At 51.9% G+C, this 16640-nt stretch carries 20 protein-coding genes and 1 pseudogene; 6 read left to right on the forward strand and 15 right to left on the reverse strand.

Annotated elements, in window-relative coordinates; genetic code table 11:
• Nucleotides 1-98: 98 nt before the first annotated feature.
• A complete protein-coding gene (locus tag DC28_RS14880; protein WP_037550418.1) occupies nt 99-587 on the reverse strand; it encodes an arsinothricin resistance N-acetyltransferase ArsN1 family B in 489 nt (162 codons plus the stop codon).
• A gap of 115 nt (nt 588-702) precedes the next feature.
• Here DC28_RS14880 and DC28_RS14885 point away from each other — a divergent pair, with 115 nt between their 5' ends.
• Nucleotides 703-1218 (forward strand): DinB family protein, encoded by a 516-nt coding sequence (locus DC28_RS14885; RefSeq protein WP_052078969.1) that lies wholly within the window; start codon nt 703-705, stop codon nt 1216-1218.
• A gap of 54 nt (nt 1219-1272) precedes the next feature.
• Here DC28_RS14885 and DC28_RS14890 read toward each other — a convergent pair whose 3' ends face one another.
• The 6 genes from DC28_RS14890 to DC28_RS14915 form a co-directional block, all read right to left on the reverse strand.
• Nucleotides 1273-1677, reverse strand: a complete 405-nt coding sequence (locus tag DC28_RS14890) for a DUF1801 domain-containing protein (RefSeq protein WP_037550421.1) — start codon at nt 1675-1677, stop codon at nt 1273-1275.
• 173 nt (nt 1678-1850) lie between these two features.
• Nucleotides 1851-2393 carry a GNAT family N-acetyltransferase gene (locus tag DC28_RS14895; RefSeq protein WP_037550424.1) on the reverse strand — a complete coding sequence of 181 codons (543 nt, stop codon included), beginning with the start codon at nt 2391-2393 and terminating at the stop codon, nt 1851-1853.
• 68 nt (nt 2394-2461) lie between these two features.
• Nucleotides 2462-2869: a DUF5946 family protein gene (locus DC28_RS14900; RefSeq protein ID WP_037550427.1), complete on the reverse strand. Its 408-nt coding sequence runs from the start codon at nt 2867-2869 to the stop codon at nt 2462-2464.
• An 11-nt stretch (nt 2870-2880) separates the two neighbouring features.
• On the reverse strand, nt 2881-3303 hold the full coding sequence (locus DC28_RS14905; protein ID WP_037550429.1) for a DUF3795 domain-containing protein: 423 nt from the start codon (nt 3301-3303) through the stop codon (nt 2881-2883).
• 138 nt (nt 3304-3441) lie between these two features.
• The gene (locus DC28_RS14910; protein ID WP_052078970.1) at nt 3442-3963 is read right to left on the reverse strand and encodes a GrpB family protein; all 522 of its coding nucleotides are present in this window, start codon (nt 3961-3963) and stop codon (nt 3442-3444) included.
• 56 nt (nt 3964-4019) lie between these two features.
• Nucleotides 4020-4370 (reverse strand): DUF4180 domain-containing protein, encoded by a 351-nt coding sequence (locus DC28_RS14915; RefSeq protein WP_052078971.1) that lies wholly within the window; start codon nt 4368-4370, stop codon nt 4020-4022.
• A gap of 341 nt (nt 4371-4711) precedes the next feature.
• On the opposite strand from DC28_RS14915, the gene DC28_RS14920 reads away from it, so the two are divergent.
• Nucleotides 4712-5074: a hypothetical protein gene (locus tag DC28_RS14920; protein ID WP_037550431.1), complete on the forward strand. Its 363-nt coding sequence runs from the start codon at nt 4712-4714 to the stop codon at nt 5072-5074.
• 45 nt (nt 5075-5119) lie between these two features.
• Here the strand turns inward: DC28_RS14920 and DC28_RS14925 are convergent.
• A pseudogene (locus tag DC28_RS14925) lies at nt 5120-5449 on the reverse strand (putative immunity protein); the annotation flags it as partial.
• A gap of 146 nt (nt 5450-5595) precedes the next feature.
• On the opposite strand from DC28_RS14925, the gene DC28_RS14930 reads away from it, so the two are divergent.
• Complete coding sequence (locus DC28_RS14930) at nt 5596-6885, forward strand: helix-turn-helix transcriptional regulator (RefSeq protein WP_037550434.1); 1290 nt, start codon at nt 5596-5598, stop codon at nt 6883-6885.
• Nucleotides 6886-6928: 43 nt separating this feature from the next.
• Here DC28_RS14930 and DC28_RS14935 read toward each other — a convergent pair whose 3' ends face one another.
• The 5 genes from DC28_RS14935 to DC28_RS14955 all read right to left on the reverse strand — a co-directional run bounded on the left by DC28_RS14935 (nt 6929) and on the right by DC28_RS14955 (nt 11037).
• Nucleotides 6929-7867 carry a hypothetical protein gene (locus DC28_RS14935; protein ID WP_202962984.1) on the reverse strand — a complete coding sequence of 313 codons (939 nt, stop codon included), beginning with the start codon at nt 7865-7867 and terminating at the stop codon, nt 6929-6931.
• A 9-nt stretch (nt 7868-7876) separates the two neighbouring features.
• Nucleotides 7877-8824: a carbon-nitrogen hydrolase family protein gene (locus DC28_RS14940; protein WP_238565831.1), complete on the reverse strand. Its 948-nt coding sequence runs from the start codon at nt 8822-8824 to the stop codon at nt 7877-7879.
• Between the two features lie 21 nt (nt 8825-8845).
• Nucleotides 8846-9553, reverse strand: coding sequence for a polysaccharide deacetylase family protein (locus DC28_RS14945; RefSeq protein ID WP_037550437.1), 708 nt, complete (start codon nt 9551-9553; stop codon nt 8846-8848).
• A 61-nt stretch (nt 9554-9614) separates the two neighbouring features.
• On the reverse strand, nt 9615-10628 hold the full coding sequence (locus tag DC28_RS14950; RefSeq protein ID WP_202962985.1) for a serine hydrolase domain-containing protein: 1014 nt from the start codon (nt 10626-10628) through the stop codon (nt 9615-9617).
• Entirely contained in the window at nt 10618-11037 is a 420-nt protein-coding gene (locus tag DC28_RS14955) for a GFA family protein (protein WP_037550439.1), read from the reverse strand. The genes DC28_RS14950 and DC28_RS14955 overlap by 11 nt, the downstream gene beginning before the upstream one ends.
• A gap of 308 nt (nt 11038-11345) precedes the next feature.
• Here DC28_RS14955 and DC28_RS14960 point away from each other — a divergent pair, with 308 nt between their 5' ends.
• Together DC28_RS14960 and DC28_RS14965 are read left to right on the forward strand one after the other, a co-directional pair.
• Nucleotides 11346-12239 (forward strand): CBS domain-containing protein, encoded by an 894-nt coding sequence (locus DC28_RS14960; protein WP_037550442.1) that lies wholly within the window; start codon nt 11346-11348, stop codon nt 12237-12239.
• Nucleotides 12236-13513, forward strand: coding sequence for an ArsB/NhaD family transporter (locus DC28_RS14965; RefSeq protein WP_037550445.1), 1278 nt, complete (start codon nt 12236-12238; stop codon nt 13511-13513). The genes DC28_RS14960 and DC28_RS14965 overlap by 4 nt, the downstream gene beginning before the upstream one ends.
• A 499-nt stretch (nt 13514-14012) precedes the next feature.
• Here the strand turns inward: DC28_RS14965 and DC28_RS14970 are convergent, their stop codons facing one another.
• On the reverse strand, nt 14013-14699 hold the full coding sequence (locus tag DC28_RS14970) for a DUF4386 domain-containing protein (RefSeq protein ID WP_037550448.1): 687 nt from the start codon (nt 14697-14699) through the stop codon (nt 14013-14015).
• 197 nt (nt 14700-14896) lie between these two features.
• On the reverse strand, nt 14897-15331 hold the full coding sequence (locus DC28_RS15985; RefSeq protein WP_052078973.1) for a GDSL-type esterase/lipase family protein: 435 nt from the start codon (nt 15329-15331) through the stop codon (nt 14897-14899).
• Between the two features lie 104 nt (nt 15332-15435).
• Between DC28_RS15985 and DC28_RS14980 the strand changes: the two genes are divergently transcribed.
• Nucleotides 15436-16638 (forward strand): IS256 family transposase, encoded by a 1203-nt coding sequence (locus DC28_RS14980; protein ID WP_037545877.1) that lies wholly within the window; start codon nt 15436-15438, stop codon nt 16636-16638.
• The last annotated feature ends 2 nt before the right edge of the window (nt 16639-16640 follow it).

Genomic DNA, 16640 nt, shown 5'->3' on the forward strand with positions numbered 1-16640 from the left:
GCGGCAGTAGTACCCATTTCCGGTGGCTGCACGCCACTAATGCATGGAAGGCGGCGTCCCAACCCCAGGCGTTGGGTACAATGCCGTGTACGCCCGGTTTATTCGGGGCGGGTAAGCTGCCAATACCCCACATCGATCCAACTGTTATGCTTAAAACCGACCTCGGTGAACACTCCTACCGGGGTAAAACCCAGGCCCTCGTGCAGACGCTGACTGGGAACATTCGGCAGGGCGATGCCACCGATTATCGTATGAAACCCCGCTGCCCATATGCGATGGATAAGGTCTCGGTAAAGCCGGGATCCGATGCCTCGCCCTACCGCCTCCCGGTGCAGATATACGGTGGATTCCACCGAATACCGGTAGGCGCACCGGCCCTTCCAGGGGCTTGCATACGCATACCCGGCAACCTGCTGGCCCTCCTGATACACCAGCCAGGGCAAAGACCTGCTGGTCTCTGCAATCCGCTGTTCCATATCCTCAAGAGAAACCGGCTGCTCCTCGAAGGTCACCCTAGTATTCTCTACGTAATAGTTATAGATGCCGCAGATCTGCCGGGCATCTTCGGCGTTGGCAGGTCGAATCATGGCGGAATTATACCCGGAAACGCCGCTCTGTCAAAACCTGCGATCTGGAACCGTAAGCCCGGCCGTGATACTATGAATCTGGAAATAGTGCGCAAAAGAACAGTAAGGAGGCGTCATGGACAAGGCCACCGTTTTGCTTCTCGCCCAATACAATGAGCAGGTAAACCGGCAGATGAACGCCCAGTTAGCCGAGCTGGAACCCGTTCAGTGGAAGCAGGCCTTGGGAGGCTACTACCCCAGCATTGAATCACTATGCAACCACATATACATAGCCGATTTCATCTGGCTCAAACGGTTTACCGGGTTGCGGAACTTCTCATACAGTCAGGATCCGCTCTTTCAGGGTGATTTGACTCTCTCAGATACAGCCTTCACATCCCGGACCGAATACCTGAAAAAACGCCCCGTCCTGGATTCCCTTATTTCATCCTTCGCCGGAGAGCTAAGCGACCGGGATCTGTCCTCGGATCTGGTGTACCGCAACTCCCGGGGCCAGGAATTCACCAAGGCCTTTGGCGGGCTTGTGCTGCACATGTTCAATCACCAGACCCACCACCGGGGCATGATCTCCCTGTACCTGGACCAGTTGGGCATCCAAAACGACTTCAGTAATTTGTTTCATCTAGTGTAGGGGGGATGTACCTGGATCGTCGGCAAAGGCTGTTGGTAGCGAGGCTTGCCCCCCTCACATCCACCCCCTGGTCTCACCGGCCTGCTGAATCCAGGTGAAAACCTGGGGCTGATTCACCTCCTCCAGGGTCCTGAGCTTTATATACCTGGACCGTTCCCCGGTTCCCAGGGGAGGCTGGGACCCTGGGAACTCAGCCCCGGCCAAAAAGACAATATTAACCGATACATCGTAGGCTACCAGCTCGATAATCCATCCCCGCTCAGGAACCCCGTAATAGACCTTTCCCCACTTAATCGCATACTGCAGTTCGGGAACAGCCCTACGGATCAGCTCATCTATCCGTTTAACCAGGGGATGCAGATCGGGCATAACCCGGTTAATCCAGTCGTCGATTGCCCCGCGCTCCGCCAGCGTTTCCGGCGGCTTCCTGGTGGATTTTGGGGTGCGCTGCTTCTTCATGCATACCTCCTTCTTCGGGTGGGGGTGATTCGATTGTTACTCGACCATGCCATGATGGCTCTGGACAAATTCGGCCTTGGTAATTTCCATAAATACATCAGGGTTCTTCATTCCTCTACCCTCTATATGGGTTGATTTCAGCCTATCCCGGCCCGGGCTGGCAGCCTTCCGTCCTACCAGTAGGCCGGATTGTTGAAGGCCTCAACGCACCGGGGCCGCCCGGGCAGCACCGGTATCCTCTCGCCCTTCAGTGACTGACCCAGCCAGCCCTCAGGCATGGAAAGCTCCAGGGGAGCCTGGATCGTATCCTCCGGTATCCGCCGAAACCCCACCCGGGAATAGTAGGCCGGATCCCCGTAGGTAATGGCCAGGTCCGCCCCGCGGTTCGTTAAATCATCCAGACCGAAGGTAATGAGCCTGGTCCCAATACCACGCCCCTGGCTGCTGGTGCTGACGGCCACCGGAGCAAGCATGTACACGCCAGTATCAGGGCTTTGCTCGAATTCTAAGGCAGTAAAAAAAATAGCACCCACGACAGCGTCTCCCTCCCGGGCCCCGAAACAGAGCACCCCCCGGTTATCAATCCGGTCTGCCAGTGCCCCTGCCAATTCACCGATCAATCGCCCCTCGGCAGCACCTTCGGAGTCGGTAAAAACACCCTCGAACAATGCCCTGATTTTATGCTTCCACCCCGATTCGAGGTATCCAAACTCCATACCCTGCCCCTATCCTACTTGGTTCGCAAACCGCCCACGCGGTCATACTGGCGGGTCCGAACCCAGATTCAAAACCCCGCAGCTACCAGAACATCCCGCACATCCCTGGCCCACCGAACCACATCGCCGCAATACTCCCGGGCTGAGTCAATCCTAACATCCATAATGGTCATGCTCCAGGGAAACACATCCCCCCGCCGTTCATCGTCAGCCCTCCGGGCCCTCCAGGTCCGCTGGGAAGAATCCAAGAGTTTGCTGGTTTTCTCGGTTTTTCTAACATTCTGGGGTGATTCGCCTGCCAGAAACCCCTTCAACAGCCCCACTGCCTCGGGAAAGGCCTCGGGGGAGTAAGAATGTGTCTGAATCATGTAGGTAAGCACCAGAAGATGGTGAACACGAAAATACTCCGGATCCCCATACTCCACACCGAGGATCCGATGAAACCGATCATCCCACTGGTCTAACACCGTCCCCATGGATACCCCGCTCACTCCAATCCCGGGACCGCCACGGTGGTTCCGCAGGACGCACATTGCTTATAGTGGATCGATAGTACCCCGCCGCATGCAGGACATCGCAGCCGTCTCTTCTCAAAATCCAGGTAATATGCCAGCCCCTTCTCGTGGATCACCTTCATGTTCAGCACAAGACTTTCGTTGTACCGGGTCCGGTAACTCTTATCCAAGCGTTTAATAAGGGTACAGGGATACCGGGAGCAGTCCGAGCAGACAACCACGCCCACATCCTGGGCACAGGTCTTTATCTTACAGACGAGACAGTGCCCGGGTTTCCCGACGTCCTCCGACCTACAGCCCGGACAGGGTTTTTTCTTCTTCAGGTGGGAATAACAGTAGGTGCAGTTTACTCCGCAGGGCGCGATCATCCGTTCTTCGTTGGTAGACAACTCCATGGTCAATACCTCCGTGTTGGTTCCAATCTAAACCCTTGTAGGCAAATGAAGCTATCATTTCTCACCTGCAACGCTGCTCACAGGGTGTACCCCTAATGAACTTGGCTGTCTCCGGGGTGTAGTACAAGGTTATGTACACTACAAATCCCTTAAAACCCGCTCAAAAAACTCAGTGTATTGAGTTTCTTTCATAGCAACGTATCCAGCCCTATTGTCATCTCCCACGGCGGCTAATATCCGGTTCTTAATGGAATTGTACTCCGCCACCAGGCCCGGGTCAGCCCGTAACCTGTCGCGAAACCGTATATGCCGATTATACTCCAGATTATCCTTTGTACAAACATAGAGATGGTGGGGGATCTCATCCAAGAGGCTAATACCATCCCCCCAGCGGTCAAATACCTCCCTGCCGGGGATACCTTGATCACCGACATAATGATATCCCACCGCTTCGAGCTCTGTTTTTATAACGTGAAAATCAGCCCGGGAAACAATAACCATATCAATGTCAATAATAGGTTTTGCCGCCATGCCGGGGATGGAGGTACTACCGACATGCTCGATCCCGAGGTACGCAGTGCAATGCTTCCGAAGGTATTCCGCAATTCGGGTGAACATCTCAATCCATTCCACTGTATAGGGGCGTATTACCCGTTCCATTCGATTCAAGCTCCTCGGTTCTAAAGCCCATCCAGGCCGGCGCCGGAGTCGGCGGCTTACCTGAGCAATCCTATCCCCGTTTCCAGATCGCCGACGAAGAGTACTGTACCTCCCCGGTTGCTTTCGTAGATAAAACTCTTCAGGCTATCGCTTTCAATGCCGGTAAAATCCCCGATAATCATCAAACGTTTCCGGTAATTCGAAACCTTTTGAAGAATCTCCCCTGCCAGCCCTGACCGCAGGTCAAAGAATGTGTCAGCCAAAGAGTGCTTCTCCATGGCCACTGTATCCGTCCCGCAATTCGCCAGAACATCTAAAAAGTCACCAGCGGTGTCAATGCTCTGCCCTTCGGGAAATCGACAGTAAGAAATCTCTGCCTTATGGTTTTTAATGATTCGAATATCCATAGCTACCTCCCCTACCTTCGGTGTACGGCCCCCCGCTTACACCCTATCGACGAGGCGAACAGTCGTGAACACCGCACACTCCCCCCACACCAAGCATTGCCAGACTCCCCGGCTTGGGTATACTCTACCCGTGAAGCCTCAGGCCCATCAATACCGGTTTACCCCGCGATCCGCGGTTCATTCAATATAAATCAGGTAACCCCGGGGGGTTACCCGAAAAAAAGAGCGTACACTACGCTAGATAAAGCGGTGCTATTAGGGATACAACCCAGAGATAGCCTCGCCGACATCCGGCATGATGGTGTACAAGCGTCTGCGCACTACTATATAAGGAGAATGAAATGCAAAACCCCCAAGAAAAGGATGTATTGCCGGCCTACAAGCCCCTGCTGGGTCTGAGTCTGCTATTTACCATCGCAGCAATTCTGACCCTCATTCCGAATCCCCAGGCAAGCTGGCCCAACCTGCTCGGCTACCGGTCCATCTGCACCTTCGCGCCCATTGCAACCCTGGCCTGTTGTTTCCTCGCCGGCCTCACCTGTGTAATCCGGGCCCGGCTCTTCGGACCCCGGCGGACGGAGAAGCGGTCATGGCTGGGGCCGATAATTCTCGGTCTGGTATTCGTTAGCCTCAGTCTCGTCTTTGTACCCGGGTACATCGAGGCAAAGAATCCGGATACCCAGACAAGCGCAACCATGGAGTAACCTGGAGGCTGAGGGCTGGGGGATGGTTCTGCCTTCTGCCGGCTCTCAGAAATCACCATCCTTATTCAAGGAGATAAACAGTCCTCTTTTACGGGTTTGAATCACTACCCGTTTCTCATACTCTTGCCTTAGGTGGGGGGGAATATGTCCGGCCTGCCAGGCGTATTCTTCCCGAACCCGCTGTTCAGCCTGGTCCGGCTGGGATGCCGCTATCGCCCGGAGTGCATAGAATACCCCGAAGGCGTGCTGGGCGACATGGACCGTCGCCACCGCCTGGCCGGCTGCCCGGGCGGCATTATACGCCGGGAGATTCCCCTTCGCCTCCCGGGCAGCGGCGTGGGCCGAAAGGGAGGCTCCCCGGATTACCGGCATGGAAAAATCACCCTTTTAACCCATATGTAGTGCGCAAAAGGTTGTAACATTGCACCCCGGCGACACCAACAATTCCGAACCCTTAAAGATGGTGTAAAATCAAAAGATTCCTGCCCCGGGATACTCTATTATAGCTACAAGGAGACGAGATGAACGACAGACAGATTGTCGCCGGGATGATTGCCTGGATCGAGAAGAACCTGACCGCCGAGGTGGATGCCAGGGCCCTGGCCGAACACAGCGGCTACTCCTTAAACCGCCTGCGGCAGAAGTTCTTCAATGTGACGGGGGACACCCCCAGCGGCTATCTGCGGAAACGGAAACTGACCGAGGCGTCCAAGGAGATTCTGGCCGGCCGCCGGATTGCCGATGTCAGCCTGAAGTACGGCTACAGCTCCCAGGATAATTTCACCACCGCTTTCAGGAGCTACTTCGGGATTCCCCCGGGAGAACTGTATCAGATCGACTCCAAATACAAACGGTTTATCAGCCGATTACGGGAGGAATTCAGTATTATGGAAATCATTCGATTACAACAACCGCCGTTCTGTTCTACCATGATGGGGTGCGTAAAGGGCACCGCGGACTACTTCGACCTGGATCTATCACCACCTATGCTCTTCGGGCTCTCCGGGCACGCCTTTCTGATTAACATCCACCATGAACTATGCCCCAGCAGTCCCTACGTGTGGAACCACGAACCATTTCTCAAGCTCCTTCACAACCTGGGGATCAACCATACCGGGGACCGGAGTTTCGACAAATCCACCCCCATGGATGAACGTAGGAAAACCGAGGCCGAACTAAAGGCCCATCTGGAGGGCGGCAACCTGGTGATGCTTACCTTCCTGGAGCATCAGCTGGTGAACGGCTTCGACGAGGAGGGATTCAGCTTCCTGAAACCCTGGGAGGACGAGTGCGAGGTTCAACTCCAGCGCCTGACCTTCGGGACCTGGGAGGAAGCCCTGGAAAAAGAAGGCTGGGTCATGTTCGATCTGTTGGAACGGGGTGAACTCAAGACCAACGTGTTGTCTAACACCCGGGAGGCCCTCAGTTACGCCCTTGACCTCTTCCGGAACCCCGAGGCCCACCAATGCGAAGGCTACCGGGTAGGATTCGGGGCTTACGAAAACTGGATTACCCACACCAAAAAGGCCGGGGGCGATAGCCACGGGAACTGGTGGAACGGAATGGTCTGGAAAGAATGCCGAGACATGGCTTCAGCCTTCTTCCTCGAACTGGAAGAGCTCCTGGACATCCCCGGGGGCAAAGAACTGTGCCGCAGCCTCGGGGAAAACTACCGGAGCCAGGCAGCACGCTTCGACCGGATCAAGGAACGCGCCCTGGACGATGGAGAACGGATCCGCCTCCTGGAGGAGAACCGCAGCGCCGAGGAAGAGGCCGTTTCGGCCATGGAAACACTCCTAGGATACTGCTAAGACGAACCACGTGTGAGGAAGGAACGGGTTATTCTATCGGCGGTCATGGAACCCCCTTAACCGCCCTAAAGCTGAGATAGCCTTGTTGATTGGTCTTCCGTTTTTCAAACACACCGCCGTGATAGACGACAATGTAAGCGGATAAATCTGATTGCGGCGAGGTTTGGGCGGTCCAGTAGTAGATGACCTTGGAATGCACATCCCAGAGGGGCGATTCTTTATCCGGGGCTTTCCGGTACACCGCCTCCCCCTGATCCTGGCGCCATTCCCCGCCGGCATTCTGCCCATGTATGCTCATGGACCGGACCGCTTCATCCACCGTGGGAAGGCGCCAGATGTTCTGGGGAGATTCCATGACTGAGAGCCCGTCCGCCGATAAGTGCCTGCAGATCTCTCTGGCCTCCTCCCAGGATACACCCCTATCCGGCCATCCCGGCCCCCGGGGCGCCCAAGCCAGGGTTACGCCGTTACCCTGGATAATCCTCGTCCCCAGGTTCCGGTCATCCACCCGTTGAGAAACCTTAATGCCCTGGGGAACCGAGATGGCGCCGATGATGAGCAGGGGAATAAGGATGATCAAGCGGTAGGCCCACCGCTTTGGCCGCGGATCACCCCAAAAGTACAGAATTCCAAGACCGGCGAAGGGGATGATGATCAATAGCCCTAACACCGAAAAATTTGCACCGGAAAAGAACCAAATGCAAAAACCACCGATCAATACATGGAGGGCCAAGCCGATCCGTTTCCACTGGAGAGAAACCACGGCTAATACCACAAATAGAATAGTGAACAGCAGGTATTGGAATACAAACATAAACAGGTTTTCCCCCAAGGATGTGGAGTACCAACCCTCATGAAAATTCTCGAAAGCGCCCCAGTAGGCCCAGAGGCTGGAAAACAGGATGGTAATGGCCACCCCGATCCATCCCGCTATGTTCTTCTTCGTAGCGGTAGTCATCCTAGTGTTTCTGGGTTCTGTCATGGGGGTGATTCACCTCCCTCCTGCCTGGGTTGATGGCCCGGGTTTTCGGTTCAACCCAAAATCCGGCCGGATGAAGGGTTCGTCAATGGTTTCTGAGGTCAGGATGGCATACTTCTGAGGGTACCGGTAGGCATTGCCATGAACCTCGTGTTTTCGGTAGTCCCGAAGCTCCTTAAGGGGAAAGGCAGCCATGTAAATCCCTTCGGATTCTCCGGCCTCCACCACTAGGGTATCCCGGGATCCCGGTTCCCCAGGCCGGTATGCGATGCCGTCGAAGGCGGATGAATGGCCGTTGCAGTCCGGCTGCCCCGCAGGATAGTTAACCGTGGCGATCCCCACCATATTCTCAAAGGCCCGCGCCCGGAGTTGGGAGAGCCGGTTAATTTCCATGGGGCAGGCATTGGGAACCAGAATCAGTTCGGCGCCCTTCAGCATGAGAATCCGCGCGCTCTCGGGAAACTCCCGGTCGTAACAGATCATGGCGCCAATCTTCACCGGTCCCCTGGCAGTATCCAGCTCCGCAACGTAAAAATCATCCCCGGGAGATAGCCGGCACTCGTCCCCGAAATCGCAGGTATGCACCTTGGCGTAGGATAGGACCATCCGTCCGAAGCGATCGAATAGGCAGAGGGTATTTCTCGGAAGGGGTTCGTGTTTCTCCAGAAGGGTAATACCGATGGCCATGTCCAATTCCCGGGCAAGGGTCCCGAACCGGGTTACAAAGGGACTGCCGGTTTCAATGGCGCTCTGTTTCAAGGCCTGGAAATCTTCCGGAATCCGGTATCCCACACTCCACATTTCCGGAAACAGGGCGATATCGGCGCCCTGCTCCTTGGCCCGCCGGCACGCCTCTATTCCCTTCTGCAGATTGCCCTCCAGAGTCTGCTCGGGTAGAATCTGCAGGAGCGCGATGTTCATAGTTTCGCCGGGTTCTGTAGACGTTGACTTGGTGTTCATGGTTTTCGACCTCCGATCTTATTATTCCCTGTAATCCAACCTGACAAACCGAAACCCCCGTTCCCGCAGTCCCAGTATAATCAACTCCACGGACTCAACGAACTCCTGGGCATCAGAATCCTTACCATCATGCAGATAGATAATCGATCCGGGCCGGGTATTCTCGATCACCTCCCTGGCTACGTTCTGGGCATCATAGGGGGAATGATACTCCGACGGCGGATCATAGCTACCGGTAACGAGCACCTTATCCATAGAGCGCAGGACCCATGGCAGAACCACGAATTTCGAGGTATAGGGCGGCCGGAAAAACCTGACCTCCCTCTGCCCCAAGGATTTGATCAACCCGTCGGTTTTAACAATCTGATCTCTGACAAAAGACGGCGATCGAAACATGAGCCGCGGGTGATCGTAGGAATGGTTCCCGATCAAATGCCCCTCTTCGTACACCGCCCGGGCAATCTCCGGGTGCTGTTCAATATTCTTTCCCAGCATGAAGAATGTTGCTTGTATTCCATGGTGATTCAACAGCCCGAGCAACCCAGGCGTCCGTTCTTTACCCGGCCCGTCGTCGAAGGTCAGGGCGACCACCCTCTCATCCCCCGGGATGGTATGAAGAGGCCTCACAAACAGGGCATTCTGCCACGGACGGCTGTACAGGAACGCGGCACCTCCCAACAGTAAAAGGAGGATCAAGAATAGCGATATACATTGAAGGACTTTTTTCATTCCCCCTCCCTACTGATCAGTATTGTCCACTTTGGAATGTTCGTTCTGCTTCCTCAAAATTCTAACTACCCGGGTTATGCATTATTTCCGACATGCTCCAATTATAGCCCTCAAAATCTACGGTGTTTGTAAACTGTACGACCACAGCGTCGATATCGGGATGATAGTTGGCAATGGTCTGGTACCCCGGTATCAAGCCGGTGTGCCCGTACTCATAGATAGAAGGGTAGATATTCTGTTCTGTTGCGTCGCGGAAGACAGAGCCATCGTTGAGTGCGCGGATGAACTTGCTTAGGTCTTCCGCGGTTGCCAGGATGGAACCGTTGTTAACGGTTTTCAAATCGGCATCATAGCCCACATAATACCCGCTCATGACGTCCTCCATGTCCACTTCGGTAATAGATCCAAAGGTTCGAGTCAAATTCAGGGGCTCGAGAATCGCTTCACGAATGTATTGAAAATGATCGTACCCGAGAACGCGGTCCATTATTTTGCCGAGTAAGAGGTAGTTCGTATTGGAATAGGCGTAGCGCTCGTCGGGCTTAAAATCCGCAGGCAGGTTCAGTACAAGGGCGAGTTGTTCATCCGCCGTCTCTTTCGGATTAACCCAATACATGGAGGTGTCGGTATAGTTTGGAATCCCGCTCCTATGGGTTACCAGCATGTTCACGGTGATGGTGCCGGCATGCTCGATTCTACCGATCAGTTCAGGTAGGTAATCTCCCAAGGTTTTTTCTAAGGACAATGATCCATCCCGGACCAATTTTGCAATCCCAACGGCCGTGTACAGTTTTCCGACACTGGCGATTTTAAATAGGGCATCCGGGTCAGCCGGGGTTTTACGCACTCTGTTCTTGTAGCCGGAAGTATAGGTTTCGAAGTGATTCCCATGGTACTGCACCCCCACAACGATTCCGTCAAACCCGTAATCCCCGGCCCTATCAACCTGCTCCTGAATGGTTTTCGGCAGCGGCTGAATCCACGCGGTTACCATGGGCCATGGAACGAAAACCAAGGAGATGAGCGTCCCCAAGAATAAGCCGATTCTAATGATGATTTTTATTTTACGATTCATCGGTGCCTTCGTTCGGCAGGGCATCATACTGAGGGCTCTTCTCAAGATTATGATCCCAGGTAGCTCTTTCTTGTAGGTAGATATGCCCGGTAGGAATCATTTCGAGCTCCGTATCCAGACTTCCTGCAGGTACAACCAGCAAGCTTCCATCCATTTGGAGATTAGGCAGCGCCGAGCTGCAGTCGGGGCAGAAGCTCTTAATATGACCGGAGTTATTATGGTTATAGGTTATGACTCTTTCCGCCCCCTTCAGCCATTCCAGGTGTGCTTTTGTTGAAAACAGATTTGCCGCATGAGCCGAACCGGTATCCTTCCGGCAGGATGCGCAGTGGCAGAGAAAGAACTGTTCAAACTCCCCAGTTACCTCGTAGGTTATGCTTCCGCAAAGACACGAGCCTTGATGTTTCATGTTGCCTCCAATCCAAGCTATCAGTGTAGCAGGGTTTTCTTTTTGTAGTGTGCAAAAGGTTGTAACATTCCCCATTTGCGACGCTATCTCTGGGGCCTGTACCCGGGCAACCCCGCTATATCTGGTGTAGTTTACAACCTTTTGCGCACTATATTTTCAGTTCAGTCCTCCCGAATCAAATTCCTGAATACCCGTACCCCCTTCACCGTCCCATGGTAAAGGTTACGTAAACCACTGGTATGACATTACTGGAAGGGTGTACAGGAATGGGCAATTGACAAATTATAAGTGCTGGATGATTATAAGCCATGAAATTACTGAGTTTGCTAGATGACCGGCTTGTACTCTGGAAAGCCAAAACAACCACCCTAGATAGTATGGTTGAGCACATGCTGGACAAACTGTATCAGTATGAGGATGTAAGCGCTTCTCGAAAGCAAGTAACCGAACTTCTGAATGCACGAAAGGCCCTTGGGGGGATGGTCTTTGAAACCGGCCTGGCAATTCCTCATGCGAGGATTCCAGGTCTCAGGGATTTGTGGATCCTTCCCGGGGTACCTGCGGAACCATTTTGGGAGAATGAGGTTGAGGTTAGGCTGGTCGTGCTCTTCCTTGTGCCGGCTGAGGTTTCTGAATACTACCTCCCGGTTCTTTCGTATCTTACCCGGTTGTCCCGGGATAACGATGTCTTTTCCCAGTGGATCGGACAGCCCACCAGAGATGCATTTATTGACTACACCCAAAAATTCCAGCTCAAAACGAGCTTGGAGGTTCGGGACATCATGAGCCCGGAGGTTATTTCGGTTAATCCAGAAATGAAGCTACGGGAAGTAGCTGATTTACTATATAAGTACTCCATCAGCTATCTGCCAGTCCTGGACAAAGATGGCAGGCTGGTAGGTGAAATAACCCTTCACGATATAATTCGGGTGGGCTTGCCAAATTATGCGTTTTTGGTGGGTGATCTCGGTTTTATGCAATCCTTTGAACCCTTTGAGCACCTAATCAAAAACGAAGATTCGATTCTGGTGGCTGATACGATGGCAAAACCGGGACCACATCTCGCACCCGACGAGAAGATATTTGAAGCGGCTCTCGAGTTTGCTAAGACGAACCGACGTCAGATACCTGTCTTAGAAAATAAGACACTTGTAGGGGTACTTAGCATTACTGATCTCCTAAAAAAGGTAATTCGCGCATGACCCCGGTAATGATAGCAGCTGTAGTACTCTTTGTATTATCCTTCCTGGTCATAAGTACTGAACTCATTAATAAGACCCTAGCCGCACTGTTGGGCGGCGGAATATTTATCATCTTAGGCCTCGTACATCAGCATGAAGCCTTTATGGCCGTGGATTGGAATGTCATATTTCTGTTAGTGGGCATGATGATTATCGTTGGAATCACCAAACATACCGGCGTTTTTCAATACCTGGCGATACGGGCAGCAAAGGCCGTACACGGTCGCCCCCTACCCTTACTTATCGTGCTTTCCCTCATAACCGCAGTGCTTTCGGCACTGCTGGACAATGTTACCACGGTGCTTATAATTACCCCGGTCAGCATATTAATCGCAGTTGAGTTGGGCATAAGCCCCTTACCCTTTGTAGTGTCCTCCGCAATTGCATCAAATATCGGCGGAACAGCAACCCTTATCGGAGATCCACCAAACATACTTATCGGTAGTGCTGCTGGGCTGAGTTTTGTCGATTTTATCGTAAACCTGGGACCGGTGGTTCTGATTTCACTCCTTGCTAGCTCTATAGCGTTCTGGTTTTTTTTCAGAAAACAATTAGTAGTTAGCAACGAACGTCGTGCAAGAATCATGGATTTTGACGAGACACGATCCATTACTGATAAACCGTTACTCATCAAGAGTTTAGCTATACTAGGACTTGTATTTATAGGCTTCATTTTACACGGCGTCACCCATCTTGAACCGGCTACTGTTTCCCTTACAGGAGCTGCGATACTAATGTTATTGGCCGGAAAGAAGGAGGTTGAGGAGTTTTTCCGTGAGGTAGAATGGGGAACCATCTTTTTCTTCATCGGATTATTCATTATGGTTGGGGCCCTGGAAGAATTAGGGGTTATTAATCTACTAGCAAAGGTCATCCTGAACCTGACCAAGGGAAGCATCCACGTGACAGCACTATCCTTGGTTTGGGTCTCCGGACTGTTTTCCGCCCTGGTGGACAACATACCCTATGTGGCAACCATGATACCCTTGGTTGAAAATATGGGAAAGTCGTTAGGCCCGGAAAATATTGAGCCTGTATGGTGGGCGCTTTCACTAGGGGCCTGCTTTGGCGGAAATGGAACCTTAATCGGTGCCTCCGCCAATGTCGTGAGTGTTGGACTCTCATCACGAAGCGGATATAAGATCAGTTTTCTGGAATTCACAAAATATGGAGTAATCATAACGGTGGTTACACTACTTATCGCTTCAGTCTATCTCTGGCTGGTGCTGCTATAGTTACCTTCACGCTCAATTAGTGCGCAAAAGATTGTAAACAACACCAGCTGTTGAGTGTCGCACCGTTTTACTTTCCAGGGGTAGTGTCGCCGAGGCACATTTTTACAGGCTTTTGCGCACTACACAATTCTTAGATACCGCGGCTATATTTAGTACAACCCTCTCACTCGTCTTATAGCATCCGTATGCCATGATCAAGATGATAGAGCAATTGCTCTATTCTTTTTCTCCCCTCAACACGCTCCGGGTAATTCCCTAACAGTTCTAGCACATCAGCACTGATATTCTGGATGGATCGGATTATTTCGTTATATCCGATTTATTCCTTTTTTTATTATCAAATTCTATTGCTAAAGCAGAATATGCTGCAGGCCCTAGGATGTGTACTGCTTGCCGAATATCTCGAAACGGATGCGTAAAGGCTGATGCAGCAGCAAGGCTGGCAGATAGAGTCTCGTAACCCTTCTTTATGGATAGGGTACGGTTATTAAAAGCCTTGCTAATTAGCCATGAGCCCCTGAAGGGCTTCCTGATTAAACCCTTTGATTACCAACCAGGCACCCATCACAAGTTCCTGGGGCGCTAACACCATTTGTAAATATATACCAAAGCCGGTATCTAGGTGAAAGAAATGTAAAAAGGCATAGGCAAAATACGGAACCACGCCAATTAAGCCCCAGATACTCAACCACCGAGGGATCAGCTTTGTACGGTAGAAGGAAACATAGAGGCAGGTAGCCCCGATAAGGAACATGAGGGAGTGTATCGGGCTCATCAGATCGATAACCCTATACAATGCATTGCCAATGTACGGTAATTCTGTCGAACCTGCCCCCACGGCTGCATGTTCATTCCCGAGTATGACAAACGTCAAAATAGCGATTGTCGACAGGATATAACCGGTGCCTTCTAGGGAACCACGGAAGATCACCATACCGGTTGCCAGCTCCTGGCTGTCTTTCCTAATAACTGGGTACAGAAAAACCGTCATCGCTACCAGAGAAATCCCCATCATGATGGTAAAGAATGCAGCTAGGGTGAGCTGTGATGAATTGGCCGCCACGAGGCCCAACATATCCACACCCTCCATTGGTTTGCTGCTGGTGATCGACGTGAGCACTTCACCGCCAATACCTACACTGAGAACCCCGAATACTGTGCCAAGGAAATACAGCACTCCGGTCATTACGGCATTCAATCTATATGATCGCATTCAAATCCCCTTTTATCGTACCCAATAGTTCTTTAGTGCGCAAAAGCCTGTAACTTTTCACCCTAGCGACACCATCCTTGGATTGGTTCCCGGGCTGTGCCACTATATCTGGTGTAGTTTACAACCTTTTGCGCACTACTCAATAACTCCATAGATGAAGATGTCACTGTCTATGGCCGGTACAGCTCAGGTAGGTACATGGGCTGTTCGGCCTTGTGGTGCTCGTTCTCGTACTTCGACGTTGCAGCTATCTTTTTCGTGTACGGAACTTGGGCAACAGAAAAGGATTTCCGCAAACCGTTCCGGCCTTTCCGGATATAGTCATCGGTGCTTAGTGCATCGTCAATACTTGTTCCTTCCTCGTCGAGAAACAGCAGGTAAAGATCAATCCACATAGCCTGGCCCACCACGGCATCCTGGATGGCAGAATTTAAAGACTCGACCTGGGCAGTATAATCCTCACTCCTCGGAAGTACGCTCTGGACATATATTTCTGTTTGCGGTGATTCAGTTCGGATCCTTTCAACAATAGCGATGATGTTGCTTACGATCTGTTCTTCGGGAACCCCGCCAGTCAAATCGTTTGTACCGATCAGAAGGAACACCTGCCGCAGAGTTGGTGTACAATTCTTTCTGTAAATTAGGTTGAAGAAAGCAGGCCGATCAGGCTCAAATGGTAAGTGACGAAACAAACCATAAGGAGAGCCCGATGGCCTACCAATCAGAGTATACACTTTTAGAGCAAGTGATCCAAATGTTAGCCACCAAGGAAGACAGTAAATTTTCTAAGGTGATAGAAAAGGTAGTGAACGAAGCAATGAAACTTGAGCGAGCCAAAACCCTTCAGGCCGAACCCTATGAGCGGACCGAAGATCGAATGGGCTACGCCAACGGGTTTAAGAACAAAACCTTGGCTTTGGCTACCGGGAAGGTATTACTCAAGATACCTCAAGTCCGCGGACTGGAATTCTATCCCAGCTGTATCGAAAAGGGTATTCGGAGTGAACGAGCCTTAAAACTTGCGATAGCCGAGATGTACGTAAAAGGGGTCAGTACTAGACGGGTTTCAGATATCGTAGAAATCCTATGCGGCACCGAGGTGAGCTCCTCACAGGTAAGTCGATTGGCGAAGGAGCTGGATGAAGAGGCAACATCCTGGCGATCCTCGCCGGTAGGACAAATACAGTATCTCGTGCTCGACGCTACATATGAATCAGTGCGTGTAGGCTCGAAAGTGGTCAAACAGTCCCTACTGATGGCCATAGGCGTCGATTATGAAGGCAAACGTCAGATTTTGGGCACAGAAGTAGCCAATAGCGAAGCGGAGGTAAATTGGCGATCGTTTCTAGAAGGCCTGGTTCGTAGAGGGCTCCATGGTCTGACCATGATTACCAGTGATGACCATGCGGGTCTTCGAGCAGCTATCGATGCTGTGTTTCCTGGAATCTTGTGGCAACGGTGTCAATTTCACTTGCAGCAAAATGCTCGTGGTTACGTGACAAGGAAAGACGATGTCCCGGCGGTAGCGGCGGAAATCCGCAAGGTTTTCAATGCCCCAGATGAACAGAACGCCGAAAGGTACTTGCAGAGCCTGGTAGAAAAGTATGAGAAGACCCAGCCCCGTCTTGCCCAGTGGGCTGATGAAAATCTCCGGGAGGGATTAAGCGTATTTCATATCCCGGAAAACCACAGGAGGAAGTTACGAACCTCAAATTTGGCTGAACGTCAAATGAAAGAAATAAAAAGGCGAACAAAGGTCGTAGGCGTATTCCCTAATGCCGATAGTTTGCTTCGCCTTGCGGCGGCCATGCTGATCGAACAGAACGATCAATGGCAGAATGAAAAACGGTACTTACCCGAGTCTAATGATCGCCCTGCTTTTAAAGAAATTTACAGAAAAAAGGTTGCTTAATC

The sequence above is a fragment of the Spirochaeta lutea genome, from assembly GCF_000758165.1.
Taxonomy (GTDB): domain Bacteria; phylum Spirochaetota; class Spirochaetia; order DSM-27196; family Salinispiraceae; genus Spirochaeta_D; species Spirochaeta_D lutea.